A 16098-nucleotide genomic window follows, 5' to 3' on the forward strand; every position below is an offset into this window, starting at 1 on the left:
ACCCGCTCCCACCCGAGCTCTTCCCAAGTCACCGTCATACCGCGACGCTAACCGTACGACCCTCTCAACCGGGCCCGACCTTGCCCTGGGTGTACCCCACAGCCGTACACTGGGCCGGGGAACGCTGGCACTCGGCGGGACAGAGTGCCAGGCGAAGTGGCCAGGGGACGACTTCTGGAGGTGTGCGCATGCTGAGTGAACGACGGCTCCAGGTGCTGCGCGCCATCGTCCAGGACTACGTCGGCACCGAGGAGCCGGTCGGGTCGAAGGCCCTGACCGAGCGGCACAACCTCGGCGTCTCCCCGGCGACGGTCCGCAACGACATGGCCGCCCTGGAGGACGAGGGGTACATCGCCCAGCCGCACACCAGCGCCGGGCGCATCCCCACCGACAAGGGCTACCGCCTCTTCGTCGACAAGCTCGCCGGCGTCAAGCCGATGAGCGCCCCCGAGCGGCGCGCGATCCAGAACTTCCTCGACGGCGCCGTCGACCTCGACGACGTCGTCGCGCGGACGGTCCGGCTGCTCGCGCAGCTGACCCGGCAGGTCGCCGTCGTGCAGTACCCCTCGCTCACCCGCTCGACCGTGCGGCATGTGGAGCTGCTCTCGCTCGCCCCCGCGCGCGTGATGCTCGTGCTGATCACGGACACCGGCCGGGTCGAGCAGCGCATGGTCGACTGCCCCGCGCCGTTCGGCGAGGCCTCGCTCGCGGACCTGCGGGCACGGCTCAACAGCCGGGTCGCGGGGCGGCGCTTCACGGACGTCCCGCGTCTCGTGGAGGACCTGCCCGAGGGCTTCGACGTGGAGGACCGGGGTACCGTTGCGACGGTGCTCTCCACCCTCCTGGAGACGCTCGTCGAGGAGAACGAGGAGCGGCTGATGATCGGCGGAACCGCCAATCTGACCCGCTTCGGACATGACTTCCCCCTCACCATCCGGCCCGTCCTGGAGGCGCTGGAGGAGCAAGTCGTCCTCCTCAAGTTGCTTGGAGAGGCGGGGGATTCGGGCATGACCGTACGCATCGGTCACGAGAACGCCTACGAGGGACTCAACTCCACGTCCGTGGTCTCGGTCGGCTACGGTTCGGGCGGCGAGGCAGTCGCCAAACTCGGCGTGGTCGGACCGACCCGCATGGATTACCCGGGAACGATGGGAGCGGTACGCGCAGTGGCACGGTACGTCGGACAGATCCTGGCGGAGTCGTAAGTGGCCACGGACTACTACGCCGTTCTCGGCGTGCGCCGCGACGCGTCGCAGGAAGAGATCAAGAAGGCCTTCCGGCGGCTCGCCCGCGAGCTGCACCCGGACGTCAACCCCGATCCGAAGACCCAGGAGCGGTTCAAGGAGATCAACGCCGCTTACGAGGTGCTCTCGGACCCGCAGAAGAAGCAGGTCTACGACCTCGGCGGCGACCCGCTCTCGCAGGCGGGCGGCGGTGGCGCGGGCGGCTTCGGCGCCGGCGGCTTCGGGAACTTCTCGGACATCATGGACGCGTTCTTCGGTACGGCGTCCCAGCGCGGCCCGCGCTCGCGCACCCGGCGCGGCCAGGACGCCATGATCCGGCTGGAGATCGAGCTCGACGAGGCGGCCTTCGGCACCACGAAGGACATCCAGGTCGACACCGCGATCGTCTGCAACACCTGCAACGGCGAGGGGGCGGCCCCCGGCACCACCGCGCAGACGTGTGACATGTGCCGTGGCCGCGGTGAGGTCTCCCAGGTGACCCGGTCCTTCCTGGGCCAGGTCATGACGTCGCGTCCCTGCCCCCAGTGCCAGGGCTTCGGCACGGTCGTGCCGACCCCCTGCCCGGAGTGCGCCGGTGACGGCCGGATCCGCTCCCGCCGCACGCTGACGGTGAAGATCCCGGCCGGTGTGGACAACGGCACGCGGATCCAGCTCGCCGGCGAGGGCGAGGTCGGCCCGGGCGGCGGTCCGGCCGGTGACCTGTACGTCGAGATCCACGAGCTGCCGCACGCCACGTTCCAGCGGCGCGGGGACGACCTGCACTGCACGGTGACGATCCCGATGACGGCGGCGTCGCTGGGCACCAAGGTGCCGCTGGAGACGCTGGACGGCATGGAGGAGGTCGACATCCGGCCCGGCACCCAGTCCGGCCAGTCGATCCCGCTGCACGGCCGGGGCGTCACGCATCTGCGCGGCGGCGGCCGGGGCGACCTGATCGTCCACGTCGAGGTCCAGACCCCCACCAAGCTCGACCCGGAACAGGAACGCCTCCTGCGCGAACTGGCCAAGCTCCGCGGCGAGGAACGGCCTCAGGGGCAGTTCCAGCCGGGGCAGCAGGGGTTGTTCTCGCGGTTGAAGGATGCGTTCAACGGGCGCTGAGGTATCCGTTCCGCCGGCGCTGAGGCTCGCTCATTCACGTGGTCCAGGCCGTGGGGATGCCCGATTCGGACTTGTTCGGAGGACGTGACAACATGCGGTCATGTCCTCCGCGCTGACCGATCTCTTCCCGTATCCGATCGTGCAGGCCCCCATGGCGGGCGGCGTCTCGGTGCCCGCGCTCGCCGCCGCCGTGTCCGAGGCCGGCGGGCTGGGGTTCCTGGCCGGTGGGTACAAGACCGCCGACGGCATGTACCAGGAGATCAAGCAGCTGCGGAGCCTGACCAGCCGTCCCTTCGGCGTGAACCTCTTCCTGCCGCAGCCGGAGTACGCCGACCAGGGCGCCGTGGAGATCTACACCCACCAGCTGGCCGGTGAGGCCGCCTGGTACGAGACCGAACTCGGCGACCCGGACAGCGGCCGCGACGACGGCTACGACGCCAAGCTCGCCGTCCTGCTGGACAACCCGGTGCCCGTGGTGTCGTTCCACTTCGGCGTCCCCAGCCGGGACGTCGTCGACTCCCTGCACCGCCTGGGCACCTTCGTCCTGGTCACCGCGACCACCGCCGAGGAGGCCCTCGCCGTGGAGCGGTCCGGCGCCGACGTGGTGATCGCGCAGGGCGTGGAGGCCGGCGGCCACCAGGGCACCCACCGCGACACCCCGGAGAACGACGGCGCCGGCATCGGCCTGCTCTCCCTCGTCGCCCAGGTCCGCGAGACCGTGGCCATCCCGATCGTCGCCGCCGGCGGCATCATGCGCGGCGGCCAGATCGCCGCCGTCCTCGCGGCGGGCGCGAGCGCGGCCCAGCTCGGCACCGCGTTCCTCGCCACGGCCGAGTCCGGCGCCAACGCGGTCCACAAGCAGGCGCTCACCAATCCCCTGTTCACGCGGACGGAACTCACCCGCGCCTTCTCCGGCCGCCCGGCCCGCGGCCTGGTCAACCGCTTCATGCGCGAGCACGGCCCGTACGCCCCCGCCGCCTACCCCCAGCTCCACCACATCACCGCGCCGCTGCGCAAGAAGGCCGCCGCGTCCGGCGACGCGCAGGGCATGGCGCTGTGGGCGGGCCAGGGGCACAGAATGGCCCGCGATCTGCCGGCCGCGCAGTTGGTCGAGGTCCTCGCCGCCGAGCTCGACGCGGCCCGGACAGCGTTGTCGGGCCAGGGGGACCTGCGATGACGGCGCCGGTGTTCGCCGCCGAGGACCTGCCGGCCGGCGCCGGTCCGTACGTCCTCGACGGCGCCGAGGGCCGGCACGCGGTCTCGGTGAAGCGGCTGCAGCCCGGCGAGGAGGTCGTCCTCACCGACGGCGCCGGACGGCACGCGGCCTGCGAGGTGACCGGCACCGAGGGCAAGGACCGGCTGATCGTCCGCATCGTCTCGGTGTCCGAGGAGCCGGAGCCCGCCCCGCGCATCACGGTCGTCCAGGCCCTGCCCAAGGGCGACCGGGGCGAACTGGCCGTGGAGACCATGACCGAGGTCGGTGTCGACGCCGTCGTGCCCTGGCAGGCCGCCCGCTGCATCACCCAGTGGCGGGGCGAGCGCGGACTGAAGGCGCTCGCCAAGTGGCGGGCCACCGCCCGGGAGGCCGGCAAGCAGTCCCGGCGGGTCCGCTTCCCCGAGATCGCGGACGCGGCGACGACCAGACAGGTTGCCGCACTTCTCGCCAAAGCCGACCTCGCCGCCGTCCTGCACTCCGACTTCGAGCACGTGAGCGAGCACCTGGCCACCGCCGAACTCCCCGCCCACGGCGAGATCGTGCTGGTCGTCGGCCCCGAAGGGGGCGTCTCCAAGGACGAGTTGGCGCTGTTCGAGGAGGCGGGTGCGAAGGCGTACGTGCTGGGGCCTACCGTGCTGCGTACATCGACCGCCGGCACCGCGGCCGCGGCCCTGCTCCTGGGCCGCACCGGCCGCTGGTCCTGACCACCCAACGGGGGACCACGTGGAACTCGCCCAAGTCCGCCTCCTCGTCGCCGACTTCGCCGCCTGCTACCGCTTCTACGCCGACGTCCTCGGCCTGAAGCCGCAGTCCGGGGCGAGCGAGGGACCGTACGAGAAGTTCAGCCCGGCCACGGGGTCGGCGGGGATCGCCCTGCAGGACCGCTCGATGATGGCCGAGGTCCTGGACGAACTGGGCGACACGGCCACCGGCCACCGCTCGCTGGTGGTGCTGCGCGTCGACGACCTCGACGCCTACTGCGAGCGGATCACGGAGCGCGGGGCCACCGTGCTGCACGGCCCCGCCCCGATGACCGACCGCATGCGGGTGGCCCATCTCAAGGACCCCGAGGGGAACCTGGTGGAGCTGCAGGAGTGGCTGCTGCTGCGGACCTGAGGCCCGGTCGGCTCCTCATCGAGGGGCGCTCCAATGACCGTATGCGCCCTTCCGCGGACGCGGACTCGGTGGCAGGCTGCCCTTCATGGGGGCGTTGAGGCGCAGTTGGCGACGGCCACCGGCACGACGGGTGGCGGCCGTGGCGGGGTTTGCCGTCGTGGCCGTCGGAGGGGCCGTGGCCTGTGATCCCGGTGGGCTCGGCACCGCGGCCGTCGCGTACACCACCGACCAGACCGCGACCAAGGAACTGAAGCGGCACAACATCGACGTGCAGTGGCTCAGCTGCACCTCCAACTACGGCAACAACAACACCAGTCACAACAGCATGCCCAGCGCGAGCGAGACCACCGTCGCCAACGTCGACTGCCAGGGGCAGACCAAGGACGGCAAGGACATCACCGTCACCGGCAAGGTCACCCGCGCCGTGGACGGCGCCTGTGTGCGCGGTGACCTGACGGCCAAGGTCGGCGGGAAGACGCTGTTCCACGTCGCCGGGCTCGGCGACTGCACCTCCACGCCCTCGCCGATCGTGAACAACCCCAGCGGCGGCAACGGCAACCAGCCGGGCGCCACCGTCACCGTGACCGTCACGCGGACCATCTGGTGCAAGGGCGACCCGCAGTGCTGGCCGGTCCAGGGCAAGTGATCCAAACCGCTGCCCGGCGACCCGGCGGCTGCCTAGAGTGATCGTGTGACGCAGCCCGCAGCCCCCGCGTATCTCCGGTTCCCGCACCTGCACGGCGAGTTGCTCGCCTTCACCGCCGAGGACGACGTGTGGCTCGCCCCCCTCGACGGTGGCCGGGCCTGGCGGGTCAGCGCGGACAACGTGCCGGTGAACCACCCCCGTATCTCGCCCGACGGCACCACCGTCGCCTGGACCTCCACCCGCGACGGCGCACCCGAGGTCCATGTGGCCCCGGTCGACGGCGGCCCCGCGAAACGCCTGACGTACTGGGGCAGTTCACGCACCCAGGTGCGCGGCTGGACCCCGGACGGAGACGTCCTCGCCATCAGCACCCAGGGCCAGGCCAGCCTGCGCCGCAGCTGGGCACGGGCGATTCCGCTCGACGGCGGCCCGGCGGCCACCCTGCCCTACGGCCCCGTCGGCCATGTGGCCTTCGGCCCGTCCACCGTCCTGCTCTCCGCGCCCATGGGCCGCGAGGCGGCCTGGTGGAAGCGCTACCGGGGCGGCACGGCGGGCAAGCTGTGGATCGACCGGGACGGCGACGGCGAGTTCGTGCGCCTGCACCAGGACGTGGACGGCAACCTCGAGAGCCCCGTCTGGACCGGCGACCGTATCGCCTTCCTCTCCGACCACGAAGGCGTCGGCGCCGTCTACTCCTCCCTCGCCGACGGCTCCGACCTGCGCCGGCACACCCCCATCGACGGCTTCTACGCCCGCCATCTCGCCGGCGACGGCACCCGCCTTGTGTACGCGTCCGCCGGTGAGCTGTGGATCCTCGACGACCTGGACACCGCCGAGCCGCGCCGCCTGGACGTCCGGCTCGGCGGCCCCCGGCTCGACCTGCAGCCGTTCCCGGTGAACGCCGCCCGCTGGTTCGGCTCCGCGCACCCCGACCACACCGCCCGCGGCAGCGCGGTCGCCGTCCGCGGCTCCGTGCACTGGGTCACCCACCGCTCCGGCCCCGCCCGCGCCCTGGCCGCCGAACCCGGCGTACGGGCCCGGCTGCCGCGCACCTTCCGGGTGGACGGCGAGGAACACGTCGTCTGGGTCACCGACGCCGAGGGCGACGACGCCCTGGAGTTCGCCCCCGCGACCGGCACCGCCCCGGGCGCCACCCCGCGCCGGCTGGCCGCCGGACAGCTCGGCCGGGTCCTCGACCTCGCCGTGGCCCCCGACGGCGGCCGCGTCGCCGTCGCCGCGCACGACGGACGCGTCCTGCTCGTCGAACGGGACACCGGCGAGGTCCGCGAGGTCGACCGCTCCACCGACGGGGACGTCTCGGGCCTGGTCTTCTCACCCGACTCCGGCTGGCTCGCCTGGTCCCACCCCGGCCCGCGCCCGCTGCGACAGCTGCGCCTGGCCAACACCACCGACCTGTCGGTCACGGAGGCCACCCCGCTCCGCTTCCGCGACTACGCGCCGGCGTTCACCCTCGACGGCAAGCACCTCGCCTTCCTCTCCGCGCGCTCCTTCGACCCGGTCTACGACGAGCACGTCTTCGACCTCGCCTTCGTCGGCGGCTCCCGCCCGCACCTGATCCCCCTCGCGGCAACCACCCCGTCCCCGTTCGGACCGCAGCGCCACGGCCGCCCCTTCGACGCCCCGGACAAGGACGAGACCCCCGACAGCGAGGGCACCCCCAGCACCCGTGTCGACCTCGAGGGACTGGCCGACCGGATCGTGCCCTTCCCGGTCGAGGCCGCCCGCTACTCCACCCTGCGCGCGGCCAAGGACGGCGTGCTGTGGCTGCGCCACCCCGTGCGCGGCGTCCTCGGCGCCTCCCGGGCCACCCCGGACGACCCGGACCCCAGGACCGCCCTGGAACGCTACGACCTGGCGCAGCAGCGCATCGAGCACCTCGCCTCCGATGCCGACCACTTCGCCGTCAGCGGCGACGGCAAGCGCGTCCTGCTGTGGACCGAGGACAAGCTCAAGGTCGTGCCCAGCGACCGGCGCGCCTCGAACGACGACGACAGCGACAGCAACATCACCGTCGACCTCGGCCGCGTCCGCCACACCGTCGACCCCGCCGCAGAGTGGCGTCAGATGTACGACGAGACCGGCCGCCTCATGCGGGACAACTTCTGGCGCCCCGACCTCGGCGGCGTCGACTGGGACGGCGTCCTGGACCGCTACCGGCCCGTCCTCGACCGCGTCGCCGCCCACGACGACCTCGTCGACCTCCTCTGGGAGGTCCAGGGCGAACTCGGCACCTCCCACGCCTACGTCACCCCGCGCGGCAACCACGGCCACGGCGAACGCCAGGGCCTGCTCGGCGCCGACATCTCCCGCCACGAGGACGGCGCCTGGCGCGTCGACCGCATCCTCCCCGCCGAGACCTCCGACCCCGACGCCCGCTCCCCGCTGGCCGCGCCCGGTGTCGCGGTCCGCGCCGGGGACGCGATCGTCGCGGTCGCCGGCCGCCCGGTGGACCCGGTCACCGGGCCCGGCCCGCTCCTGGTCGGCACGGCCGGCAGACCCGTCGAGCTGACGATCCTCCCCTCCGGCGGCGGCGACGCCCGGCACGCCGTCGTCGTCCCCGTCGCCGACGAGGAACCCCTGCGCTACCACGCCTGGGTCGCCGACCGCCGCGCCTACGTCCACGAGCGCTCCGACGGCCGCCTCGGCTACCTCCACGTCCCCGACATGCAGGCTCCCGGCTGGGCCCAGATCCACCGCGACCTGCGCATCGAGGTGGCCCGCGAGGGCCTGGTGGTCGACGTCCGCGAGAACCGCGGCGGCCACACCTCCCAGCTGGTCGTCGAGAAGCTGGCCCGCAGGATCGTCGGCTGGGACCTGCCACGCGGCCTGCGCCCCTACAGCTACCCCGAGGACGCCCCACGCGGCCCCGTGGTCGCCGTGGCCAACGAGTTCTCCGGCTCCGACGGCGACATCGTCAACGCCGCGATCAAGGCCCTGGGCCTGGGTCCGGTCGTCGGCACCCGCACCTGGGGCGGGGTCATCGGCATCGACAGCCGCTACCGCCTGGTCGACGGCACCCTGGTCACCCAGCCGAAGTACGCGTTCTGGCTGGAGGGTTACGGCTGGGGCGTGGAGAACCACGGCGTCGACCCGGACGTGGAGGTGGTGCAGCGGCCCCAGGACCACGCCGCCGGTCGTGACGCCCAACTGGACGAGGCGATCAGGCTCGCGCTGGAGGCACTGGAGACCAGCCCGGCGAAGACGCCGCCGGGGCTGCCGACCTGACCGCCGACGATAGAGTGGCCCCACATCCGATCACCGCTGTTCAGGAGGGCACATGGCCGGGGAACCGCAGGACGACTGCCTTTTCTGCAAGATCGCGGAAGGGCACGTCCCCGCCACGATCGTCCGTGAGACACAGACCACCGTCGCCTTCCGGGACATCAACCCCCAGGCCCCCACCCACGTCCTGGTGATCCCCAAGGTCCACTACGAGAACGCGGCCACCCTCGCCGCCGCCGAACCCGCCATCGCGGCCGACGTCCTCACAGAGGCCCGGTCCGTCGCCCAGGACGAGAAGCTCGACAGCTACCGCATCGTCTTCAACACCGGCGCCGGCGCGGGCCAGACCGTCTTCCACGCCCACGCCCACGTCCTCGGCGGCCGCGGCCTGCAGTGGCCCCCCGGATAACCCGCCGTGTCGGTACGTGAATTGGTCGTCCTCGGCACAGCCAGCCAGGTCCCGACCCGGCACCGCAACCACAACGGCTACCTGCTCCGCTGGGACGGCGAGGGCATCCTCTTCGACCCAGGCGAGGGCACCCAGCGCCAGATGCTGCGTGCCGGGGTCGCCGCGCACGACCTGAACCGCATCTGCGTCACCCACTTCCACGGCGACCACTCCCTCGGCTTGGCCGGCGTGATCCAGCGGATCAACCTCGACAGGGTCCCGCACGAGATCACGGCCCACTACCCGCGCAGCGGGCAACGCTTCTTCGACCGCCTGCGCCATGCGACGGCGTACCGCGAGACGGTCGCGCTCACCGAGGCCCCGGTCCACACGGACGGCCCGCTGGCCACCACCCCGGCGTACACCCTGGAGGCCCGCCGGCTCTCCCACCCCGTCGAGTCCTACGGCTACCGCCTCACCGAGCCCGACGGCCGCCGTATGCTCCCCGACCGTCTCGCCGCGCACGGAGTCAGGGGCCCGGACGTCGGCCGCCTCCAGCGCGAGGGCTCACTGGACGGCGTCTCGCTCGCCGACGTCAGCGAGGTCCGCCGCGGCCAGCGGTTCGCGTTCGTCATGGACACCCGCCTCTGCGACGGCGTGCACGCGCTCGCGGACGGCGTCGACCTGCTCGTCATCGAGTCGACCTTCCTCGACGAGGACACCGACCTCGCCACCGAGCACGGCCACCTCACCGCCGGCCAAGCGGCCCGCGTGGCCCGGGACGCCGGCGTACGGCACCTGGTGCTGACGCACTTCAGCCAGCGCTACACCGACCCCGAGGAGTTCGAACGGCAGGCGCGCGCGGCCGGCTTCGAGGGCGAGCTCACGGTCGCGCACGACCTGCTGCGGATCCCGGTTCCGAAACGTCGGTAATTCACCCGTACGATACTGCGATGCCCCTCCCCAAAGCAGAACTGCACCTCCACATCGAAGGAACCCTGGAGCCGGACCTCGCTTTCGAGCTGGCCGCCCGCAACGGCGTCGAGCTGCCCTACGCCGACACCGACGAGCTCCGCGAGGCCTACGACTTCGCGGACCTCCAGTCCTTCCTGAACCTGTACTACGAGCTCATGGCGGTCCTGCGCACCGAGCGGGACTTCGAGGACCTCGCCGACGCCTACCTCGCCCGCGCCGCCGCGCAGGGCGTCCGGCACGCGGAGATCTTCTTCGACCCGCAGGCGCATCTCGCGCGGGGCGTGGAGATGGGCACGGTCGTCGAGGGGCTGTGGCGGGCGCTGGGGAGCAGCGAGGCCGACCACGGTGTCTCCACCCGGCTCATCCTCTGCTTCCTGCGCGACGAATCCGCCGAGTCGGCCCTGCAGACCCTGCACGCCGCGAAGCCGTACCTGGACCGGATCACCGGCGTCGGCCTCGACTCCGCGGAGGTCGGGCATCCGCCGGTGAAGTTCCGCGAGGTGTACGCCGCCGCCGCGGACCTCGGGCTGCGGCGCGTGGCCCACGCCGGTGAGGAGGGGCCGCCGGAGTACATCACCGAGGCGCTGGACGTGCTGGGTGTCGAGCGGGTCGACCACGGGCTGCGGTGCGTCGAGGACCCGGCGCTGGTCGAGCGGCTGGTGCGGGAGCGGATACCGCTGACCCTGTGCCCGCTGTCCAACGTCCGCCTCCGCACGGTCGACACCCTCGCCGACCACCCCCTGCCGGCGATGCTCGACGCGGGGCTGATGTGCACGGTCAACTCCGACGACCCCGCCTACTTCGGCGGCTACGCGGGCGACAACTTCGAGGCCGTCCAGCGGACTCTGGGCCTGTCCGAGGACCGGCTCCGGGAACTGGCCCGCAACTCGTTCCTGGCGTCCTTCCTGGAGGACGACGAGGAGCGGCGGGCGCGGTACCTCGCCGAGGTCGAGGCGTACGAGTTCTAAGCGGGCCTGGTGAAGTCCGCTGCGGTTCGGCAGCGCCCCGAAGGGGCGCGGGGAACTGCGCGACCGGCCACGACGGCGCCGCGGACAGCCTGCGACGCAGCCGCCACCGCCACCTCCAGCGGAGCGCTTAGGCGGCCGTTGTGTCGTAGTCGTGCCGGACAGGCGTTTCCACCGGGATCTCGACGACCGGGAGAGGGCGTCTGCCCAGCGCGACCACAGTCATCGGTATGGAGATCAGCAACAGCCCCGCCGCCAGAACCTCGCCCATGACCGGGAACCCGGCCCGTGCCGCCAGCACACTCCCCGCCAGCGGCCCCGCCGCCGTCCCCAGCGAGGACGCCGACCCGACCAGCACCGCCCAGCGCCCGCGCGGGTCCAACGACGCGGCCAGACCGATGACGTACGACAGCACGACCGGGTAGAGCAGGTTCCAGGCGATCTCACCGGTCGCGAAGGAGCCCAGGCCGGTCGCGGACGCGCTGAGCACGATGCAGCCGGCGATGACCGCCGTACCGCCCCCGACCGGCACCGCCCGTCCGAACCGCGGCCCCACCGTGCCCGCGGCCGTCACGCCCAGCAGTCCCGCGCCGAGCCCCACCGCGAAGACCGCGCCGACGGTGGCCTCCGTCAGATGCGCCTGGGACAGACCGATCCGGCCGCTGACGCCCCACAGGGCGTTCTGCGCGAGGGACCAGCACAGCATCGTGGCGGCGAGGACCGCGCCGGAGCGCCGGTGGGGGAGCCGGGTGCCGCCGAGGGGGCTGTGCGCGGCGGTCGTACGAGCCGGGAGGCGGCCGGTGAGCGGCCAGACGGCGAGCGCGGTCAGGGCGATGGCGGCGAGCGGCTGGCCGTGGCCCGGGCCGAGGTGGGGGACCGTCAGATAGACGGCGCCGGCGAGCGCCGAGACGCCGAGCAGGCCGAGAGTGGTCGTGCGGTGCGGATCGGGTTGCGCGGCGATTCCCGTGGCGGCCACCGTCGTCGCCGTACCGGAGCCGAAGCCGCCGATCAGGGCGCCGAGGACGACGGCCGGGACGCTGCCGGTCAGCGCGGCGGTGCCGTAGCCGAGGACGGCGAGGGCGAGGCCGAGGCGGGCCAGGGTGCGGGCCCCGATCCGGTCGACCCGTGAGGCGAGGACGAAGCCCGCCGACGCCGAGCTCAGCAGCAGGACGCTGCCGAGGGCTCCGGCCTGGGTGGCGGTCAGGGGCAGACCCGAGTCCAGGCGGCCGACGGTCGTTGGGAGCAGGTAGGGAGCGAGGTACCCGGCCGTGAAAAGGGCGACGAGGGGCCAGGCGATGGTGCGAGGGGCGAACACGGGCGTTCCCAGGGCATGCGAAAGGAGCGGCTCAAGAAGGGGGTTGGGCGCAGGCCGTCGACGGACAGGAACGCGCGAGCAAGTTGTATCAAGCACGCGGTTTGCGGAAGAAGCGGAAGTCGTGTGATGTGGCGCACGTTGCGTTTGGGGCGGGAGAGGTCGGGTAGACGAAGGCCCCGATCATCGGGTCAGCGCCAGTGCGCCGAGCCTCCCGCGCCCGGTGCCGTCGCCTCGATCTTCGTCCTGATCTCCCGCATCACCGCCACGATCCGCTCCTCGTGCTCCGGCGTCAGCCGGGCCACCGGCACCGAGCAGCTGACCGCGTCCTGCGCCGGGACCTCGTAGCGCAGCGCGAAGCCGAAGCCGACGATGCCGAGGACGCCCTCCTCGCGGTCGATGGCGTAGCCGCGGGCGCGGACCTCGGCGAGGTCGGCGGCCAACGCCTCCCTGGTGGTGCGGGTGTTGGGGGTGAGGGCTTCGTACGGGCCCTCGGGAAGGTCGTCGTCGGGGCGTTCGGCCAGCAGCGCCTTGCCGAGCGCGCCCACGTGCGCCGGCAGGCGGCGGCCGACCCGGCTGATGGTCCGCAGGTACTCGTGCGACTCCCGGGTGGCCAGATAGGCCACGTCCCGGCCGTCCAGGCGCCCCAGGTGGATCGTCTCGCCCAGCGCCTCCGACGCCTCGTCGAGATACGGCCGTACCACCCGCACGCGCGGGTCGGAGTCCAGATAGCTGGTGCCGGTCAGCAGGGCGTGGATGCCGATGCCGTAGAGGGAGCCGGTGATGTCCGTGCGCACCCAGCCCCGGCCGATCAGCGTCTGCAGCAGCGCGTACATCGAACTGCGCGGCACCTCGAGCGCCTCCGCCAGTTCCTGCAGCCGCGCCGGCCGGTCGCCGCGCGCGGCGAGCAGTTCCAGCAGTTCGACCGTCCGTGCCGCGGACTTCACCTCGCGAACACCGCCGCCTGTCTCCGACATGGGGCGATGGTAGTCCGCCGTGGCCCGCCCGTTGACGCCCGACGTTCGCATATCTAGGCTTTGTCTCCATACGTGGATAGCATCTATATGGGGAGACGCCGTGACGGGTGAGACGGAAACGACCGCGCGCAGGCTGCGGGAGGGCATGGAGGGCGGAGTGCTCTCCTTCCCGCTGACCTCCTTCCATGACGACGGCTCGCTCGACCCGGACGGCTTCCGCGCCCATGTCGCGGACCGGCTCGCCACCGCGCCCGGCGCCCTCTTCCCCGCCTGCGGCACCGGCGAGTTCTTCTCGCTGGACGAGGACGAGTACCGCCAGGTCGTCACCGTCGCCGTCGAGGAGGCGGCCGGCCGGGTGCCCGTCGTCGCCGGGACCGGATACGGCTGGGCGCAGGCCGCCCGCTTCGCGCACATCGCCGAGGAGGCCGGCGCCGACGCCCTGCTCGTCCTGCCGCACTACCTCGTCGCCGCCCCGCAGGAGGGCCTCGTCACCCAGCTGGAACAGATCGCGGCCAGCACCCGGCTCCCGCTGATCGCCTACCAGCGCGGCCAGGTCGCCTACACACCCGCCTCCGTGCGTCGGATCGCGGACATCCCGAACGTCATCGGCCTCAAGGACGGCCACAGCGACCTCGACCGGCTCCAGCGCCTCACCCTCGCCGCGCCCCAGGGCTTCCTCTTCTTCAACGGCGCCGCCACCGCCGAGATCCAGGCCCGCGCGTACGCCACCGTCGGCGTCCCCGCCTACTCCTCCGCCGTGCACGCCTTCGCGCCCGAGATCGCGAACGCCTTCTTCACCGCCCTGCGCGCACACGACGACAAGGCCATGGACCGGCTGCTGCGCGACTTCTACGTCCCGTTCGTGGAACTCCGCGACCGGGTACCCGGCTACGCCGTGTCCCTCGTCAAGGCCGCGGCCCGGCTGCGCGGAGGTCCCGTCGGCCCCGTCCGCGCCCCGCTCACCGACCCCTCGCCCACCGACCTGGCCGACCTGCGGGCCCTCCTCACCACCGGCCTCGACCTCGTAGGAGCCTCCCTGTGAACCTCACGATCACGGACGTCTGGCTGACCCCGATCCTGGTCGCCGACCCCCCGCTGCTCAACACCCAGGGCGTGCACCAGCCGTACACCCCGCGGCTGATCGTGGAGGTCCTGACGGCCGACGGGATCACCGGCGTCGGTGAGACGTACGGCGACACCAAGTACCTGGAACTGGCACGCCCCTTCGCCGAGAAACTGAAGGGCCGTCAAGTGGACGACCTCAACGGCCTGTTCACCCTCGCCGACGAGGTCGCCGTGGACGACGACCGGGTCTCCGGGCAGGTCGACGTCGGCGGACTGCGCGGCGTCCAGACCGCCGACAAGCTGCGCCTGTCCGTCGTCTCCGCCTTCGAGGTGGCCTGTCTGGACGCCCTCGGCAAGACGCTCGGCCTGCCCGTGCACGCGCTGCTCGGCGGCAAGGTCCGGGACGCCGTCGAGTACAGCGCGTACCTGTTCTACAAGTGGGCCGCCCACCCCGAGGGCGTGGCCTGCGAGCAGGACGACTGGGGCGCGGCCCTCGACCCGGCGGGCGTCGTCGCGCAGGCGCGGCTGTTCAAGGAGCGGTACGGGTTCACCTCGTTCAAGCTCAAGGGCGGTGTCTTCCCGCCCGAGGAGGAGATCGCCGCCGTACGCGCCCTGGCCGAGGCCTTCCCCGGCCACCCGCTGAGGCTCGACCCGAACGGCGCCTGGTCCGTGGAGACCTCGCTGAAGGTCGCCGGGGAACTCGCGGACGTCCTGGAGTACCTGGAAGACCCGGCGCTCGGCACGCCCGCCATGGCCGAGGTCTCCGCCGGCACCGACGTGCCCCTCGCCACCAACATGTGCGTGACCACGTTCGCCGAGATCAAGGAGGCGTTCACCCGGGACGCCGTCCAGGTCGTCCTCTCCGACCACCACTACTGGGGCGGGCTGCGCAACACCCAGCAACTCGCCGCGATCTGCCGGACGTTCGGCGTCGGCGTCTCCATGCACTCCAACACGCACCTCGGGATCAGCCTCGCCGCGATGACCCACGTCGCCTCCACCGTCCCGGGCCTCCACCACGCCTGCGACTCCCACTACCCCTGGCAGTCCGAGGACGTCCTCACCCAGCGGCTGACCTTCGACGACGGCAAGGTCACCGTCTCCGACCTGCCGGGCCTCGGCGTCGAACTCGACCGGGAGAAGCTCGCCGTCCTGCACCAGCGGTGGCTCGACGACGACGGTGCGCTGCGCGAGCGCGACGACGCGGCGGCGATGCGGATCGCCGACCCCGAGTGGGTCACCCCCGCCGTGCCCCGCTGGTAGGACCGGAGACGGCCCGCACGGTACGGGGGGCGGCCGCTGCGGCGTGAGCGGCGGCGGAGGGTCCGTGATGTGGTGCACACTGGCTGGATCCGCACCATGTCAGGGAGTGCACCGTGATCGCGCCCAACGCGTCCACCGGAAAGGGACCGTCACCCGTCATCGAGGGACCGCAGTGCCGGGCCCAGGTCGATCCGCTGGCCGGCCTGCGCACGCCCGACGACCCGCCCTGGGACGTGTACCTGACCGGCACGGTCTTCCTGGACATCATCTTCACCGGGCTCGACTCCGCCCCGGTGCGCGGCACCGAGTCCTGGGCGCGGGGCATGGGGTCGAGCCCCGGCGGTGTCGCCAACATGGCCACCGCCCTCGCCCGCCTCGGCCTGCGGACCTCCCTCGCGGCCGCCTTCGGCGACGACCACTACGGCGAGTACTGCTGGGACGCGCTGGAGCAGGGCGAGGGCATCGACCTGTCCACGTCCCGCACCGCGCCCGGCTGGCACTCCCCGGTCACCGTCTCCATGGCGTACGAGGGCGAGCGCACGATGGTCTCCCACGGCCACGAACCGCCCCCGGAGGAGCCCGCCCCCGAC

Annotated in this window: 15 protein-coding genes; 13 read left to right on the top strand and 2 right to left on the bottom strand. The window is 72.6% G+C overall.

The window, feature by feature from the left end:
• Positions 1 to 188: 188 nt before the first annotated feature.
• The 10 genes from hrcA (at position 189) to GRC12_RS29865 (ending at position 10894) form a co-directional block, all read left to right on the top strand.
• A complete protein-coding gene (gene hrcA, locus GRC12_RS29820) occupies positions 189 to 1205 on the top strand; it encodes a heat-inducible transcriptional repressor HrcA (protein ID WP_208782632.1) in 1017 nt (338 codons plus the stop codon).
• The gene (gene dnaJ, locus GRC12_RS29825; protein ID WP_208782634.1) at positions 1206 to 2342 is read left to right on the top strand and encodes a molecular chaperone DnaJ; all 1137 of its coding nucleotides are present in this window, start codon (positions 1206 to 1208) and stop codon (positions 2340 to 2342) included.
• Between the two features lie 100 nt (positions 2343 to 2442).
• Positions 2443 to 3519: a nitronate monooxygenase gene (locus GRC12_RS29830; protein ID WP_208782636.1), complete on the top strand. Its 1077-nt coding sequence runs from the start codon at positions 2443 to 2445 to the stop codon at positions 3517 to 3519.
• Positions 3516 to 4262, top strand: a complete 747-nt coding sequence (locus tag GRC12_RS29835) for a 16S rRNA (uracil(1498)-N(3))-methyltransferase (RefSeq protein WP_208782646.1) — start codon at positions 3516 to 3518, stop codon at positions 4260 to 4262. Before GRC12_RS29830 ends, GRC12_RS29835 begins: the two co-directional genes overlap by 4 nt.
• Positions 4263 to 4281: 19 nt before the next feature.
• Entirely contained in the window at positions 4282 to 4674 is a 393-nt protein-coding gene (locus GRC12_RS29840) for a VOC family protein (protein WP_208782648.1), read from the top strand.
• An 85-nt stretch (positions 4675 to 4759) separates the two neighbouring features.
• Positions 4760 to 5320 (top strand): hypothetical protein, encoded by a 561-nt coding sequence (locus GRC12_RS29845; RefSeq protein ID WP_208782651.1) that lies wholly within the window; start codon positions 4760 to 4762, stop codon positions 5318 to 5320.
• 45 nt (positions 5321 to 5365) lie between these two features.
• Entirely contained in the window at positions 5366 to 8566 is a 3201-nt protein-coding gene (locus GRC12_RS29850) for a S41 family peptidase (RefSeq protein WP_208782653.1), read from the top strand.
• Positions 8567 to 8618: 52 nt separating this feature from the next.
• Complete coding sequence (locus GRC12_RS29855) at positions 8619 to 8972, top strand: histidine triad nucleotide-binding protein (RefSeq protein WP_208782655.1); 354 nt, start codon at positions 8619 to 8621, stop codon at positions 8970 to 8972.
• Between the two features lie 6 nt (positions 8973 to 8978).
• Entirely contained in the window at positions 8979 to 9884 is a 906-nt protein-coding gene (locus GRC12_RS29860) for a ribonuclease Z (protein ID WP_208782657.1), read from the top strand.
• 20 nt (positions 9885 to 9904) lie between these two features.
• Positions 9905 to 10894, top strand: coding sequence for an adenosine deaminase (locus tag GRC12_RS29865; protein ID WP_208782659.1), 990 nt, complete (start codon positions 9905 to 9907; stop codon positions 10892 to 10894).
• Between the two features lie 127 nt (positions 10895 to 11021).
• On the opposite strand, the gene GRC12_RS29870 is transcribed toward GRC12_RS29865, so the two are convergent.
• Together GRC12_RS29870 and GRC12_RS29875 are read right to left on the bottom strand one after the other, a co-directional pair.
• Positions 11022 to 12206 carry an MFS transporter gene (locus GRC12_RS29870; RefSeq protein WP_208782660.1) on the bottom strand — a complete coding sequence of 395 codons (1185 nt, stop codon included), beginning with the start codon at positions 12204 to 12206 and terminating at the stop codon, positions 11022 to 11024.
• A 188-nt stretch (positions 12207 to 12394) separates the two neighbouring features.
• Positions 12395 to 13180: an IclR family transcriptional regulator gene (locus GRC12_RS29875; RefSeq protein ID WP_208782661.1), complete on the bottom strand. Its 786-nt coding sequence runs from the start codon at positions 13178 to 13180 to the stop codon at positions 12395 to 12397.
• Between the two features lie 145 nt (positions 13181 to 13325).
• Here GRC12_RS29875 and GRC12_RS29880 point away from each other — a divergent pair, with 145 nt between their 5' ends.
• The 3 genes from GRC12_RS29880 to GRC12_RS29890 form a co-directional block, all read left to right on the top strand.
• Entirely contained in the window at positions 13326 to 14222 is an 897-nt protein-coding gene (locus GRC12_RS29880; protein WP_244373962.1) for a 5-dehydro-4-deoxyglucarate dehydratase, read from the top strand.
• Positions 14219 to 15508 (top strand): glucarate dehydratase family protein, encoded by a 1290-nt coding sequence (locus tag GRC12_RS29885; protein WP_208782663.1) that lies wholly within the window; start codon positions 14219 to 14221, stop codon positions 15506 to 15508. Before GRC12_RS29880 ends, GRC12_RS29885 begins: the two co-directional genes overlap by 4 nt.
• Positions 15509 to 15621: 113 nt before the next feature.
• A partial coding sequence (locus tag GRC12_RS29890; RefSeq protein WP_439959909.1) for a carbohydrate kinase family protein occupies positions 15622 to 16098 on the top strand: 477 nt, incomplete at its 3' end.

Source organism: Streptomyces griseorubiginosus (assembly GCF_017614965.1).
GTDB lineage: Bacteria > Actinomycetota > Actinomycetes > Streptomycetales > Streptomycetaceae > Streptomyces > Streptomyces griseorubiginosus_B.